We start from the raw sequence: 2598 nt of genomic DNA on the forward strand, positions 1-2598 counted from the left end.
CGGCGCGACCACCAGCAGGCAAGCCAGTGCCATGGTGAGCGAGATGCGCATCGGGCGGTTATTGCGCTGCTTGAGCAAATGCCAGGCTGCCGTTGCTGCCACCAGCAACATGGAAACGGCAAACACCGCCAGCGCCATATGCAGAAAGCGGTACGGAAAGGAAGGATTGAAAATGATTGCGAACCAGTCAACCGGGATTACCCGCCCATCCTCGATGCGATAACCGGCCGGGGTTTGCATCCAGCTATTGGACGACAGAATCCAGAACATCGAAATCAGGGTGCCTACGGCCACGGCGATGGTGGCCGTAAAGTGCGCGCGTGGCCCGACCTTGTTCCAGCCAAACAGCATCACGCCCAGAAAGCCTGCTTCGAGGAAAAACGCTGTCAGCACTTCATAGGTCAGCAACGGGCCGGTAATGCTGCCGGCGAAGTTGGAAAACGCACTCCAATTGGTACCAAACTGGTAGCTCATCACCACGCCGGACACCACGCCCATGGCAAAACACACAGCAAAGACCTTGGACCAGAACCGGCACAAGGTGTAATACACCGTGTCGCCAGTCTTGAGCCACAAGCCTTCCAGCACGGCAATAAAGCTGGAAAGCCCGATGGTGATGGCGGGAAAGACAATATGGAATGACACCGTAAAGGCAAACTGGATTCGGGCCAGCTCCACAGCAGAGAATTCGTGCATTTACGGCTCCCAGCCATCATCCGTCGTTGCGGCTTCGGCGCGCTTGCGAAACAGCGGTACCGGATCATCAATCGCACCCTGGTATTTGATGCTGATGCCCGTCAGCCCCTTGAGCGCATCGTCGATATCCTGATCGGCTGCCACATCAAAGCTGTCAAAGCCGCAACGCTGCATATAGAAAAGCTGGTCGCGCAGTACCTCGCCAATGGCACGCAGTTCGCCCGCATAGCCATAGTGCGAGCGCAGCAGGTACGCGACGCTGTAACCACGCCCATCCCGAAATGACGGGAAATCCACCGCCAGTAGAGGCAGTTGCAACAAGGCATCAATCTCGGTGGTGAAGTCATCTTCTGGCGCAAGCCAGACAGCGGTTTGTGTCGCAGACATGGGAATACCGGAGACCCGCATCTGTTGCCAGAGTGCAAAAGGCAGGATGCGGCTGACGCTGGTATCTGCGGAAACCGGCGCGCTGCGCACCAGTTGCCATTGGTCAGGCACGATCACGGCAGGCTGACCATGGCTGCTGATAATCCGTTTCATGGATGCTCCTTATTGCGGCGGATAAACGGTGGATTTGAACGGGGACAAGCCGATACGGCGGAAGGTCTCGCTGAAGGCCTCATCCCCCAAACGGTGCTGGAGAAACACGCCGATGATCTGTTCAAGCACCTCGGGAATACGCTCGGCGCGGAAAGCCGGCCCCATCACCTTGCCCAGCGCCGTGTCGTCGCCTTCACGTCCGCCCAGCATGATCTGGTACCACTCCTCGCCGTTCTTATCGACCCCCAGAATGCCGATGTTGCCCAGGTGGTGATGCGCACAGGCATTCATACAGCCATTGATTTTCAGGCTCAGGTCACCCAGATCGTGCAGGTAGTCGAGATCGGAAAAACGTGCCTGAATGGCATGAACGATCGGGGTGGAACGGGCATTGCCGAGCGCACAGAACTCCACGCCGGGGCAGGAAATGATGTCGGTCAGCAAGCCGATATTGGCCGTTGCCAGCCCGGCTTGCGCAGCGTCCTGCCAGAGCGCGAACAGATCACGCTGGCGGATGTGCGTCAGTACGATATTTTCGTCATAGGCAATGCGGATCTCGCCGCAGCCATAGCGCTCGGCCCAATCCGCCACCGCACGCATTTGCGCGCTGGTCAGATCGCCCGGTGCCGCGCTTGGGCCGGGCTTGGTCGAGAGCACCACATTGGCATGACCAGAGGCTTTATGCGCACGGACATTGCGCTTGAGCCAGCGGGCAAAATCGGGTTGCTGGGCGGCTTGTGCAGACCAATCCTCATCGGGCAAATCATCCTGCGCGAGTGTGAAATGCGCGGCGATGCGCTGATATTCCGTAGAGGTGATCGTTGCCGGGCCATCCTTCAGCTTGGCCCACTCCTGTTCGACTTCCTGCCTGAAGCGTTCCAGTCCGAGCGATTGCAGCAGGATCTTGATGCGCGCCTTGTACTTGTTGTCACGCCGGCCATGGCGGTTGAACACGCGGACCACCGCTTCGAGGTAGCTCAGCAGATGGCGCCAAGGCAAGCCCTCGTGAATCACCGAACCAATGATCGGGGTACGCCCCAGACCACCGCCCGCGATCACCTGCAGTAACAGTTGGCCTTCAGTATTGCGGTAGAGCTGCAAGCCGATATCGTTGGCGTAGAGCAAGGCGCGATCGCTCCTGGCGCCGGACATGGCAATCTTGAACTTGCGCGGCAGATAGGCGAATTCCGGATGCAAGGCCGCCCACTGGCGCACGATCTCGGCCAAGGGGCGCGGATCGATGATCTCGTCTGCGGCTGCACCGGCCAGCACATCGATCACGATATTGCGGATGCAATTGCCGGAGGTCTGGATGGCATGCATATCGTGTTCGGCCAGAAAGGCCAGGATATCCGGCGTATC

3 protein-coding genes are annotated in these 2598 nt (G+C 58.8%); all 3 read right to left on the reverse strand.

Annotated features, from left to right (window positions below; genetic code table 11):
• On the reverse strand, positions 1–696 hold a 696-nt coding region (locus tag AC0KVQ_RS16270), incomplete at its 3' end, for a cytochrome ubiquinol oxidase subunit I (protein ID WP_473422245.1).
• Positions 697–1236, reverse strand: a complete 540-nt coding sequence (locus AC0KVQ_RS16275; RefSeq protein ID WP_473422246.1) for a DUF934 domain-containing protein — start codon at positions 1234–1236, stop codon at positions 697–699.
• Between the two features lie 9 nt (positions 1237–1245).
• On the reverse strand, positions 1246–2598 hold a 1353-nt coding region (locus AC0KVQ_RS16280; protein ID WP_473422247.1), incomplete at its 5' end, for a nitrite/sulfite reductase.

It is taken from the genome of Formivibrio sp. oc-25 (genome assembly GCF_055810895.1).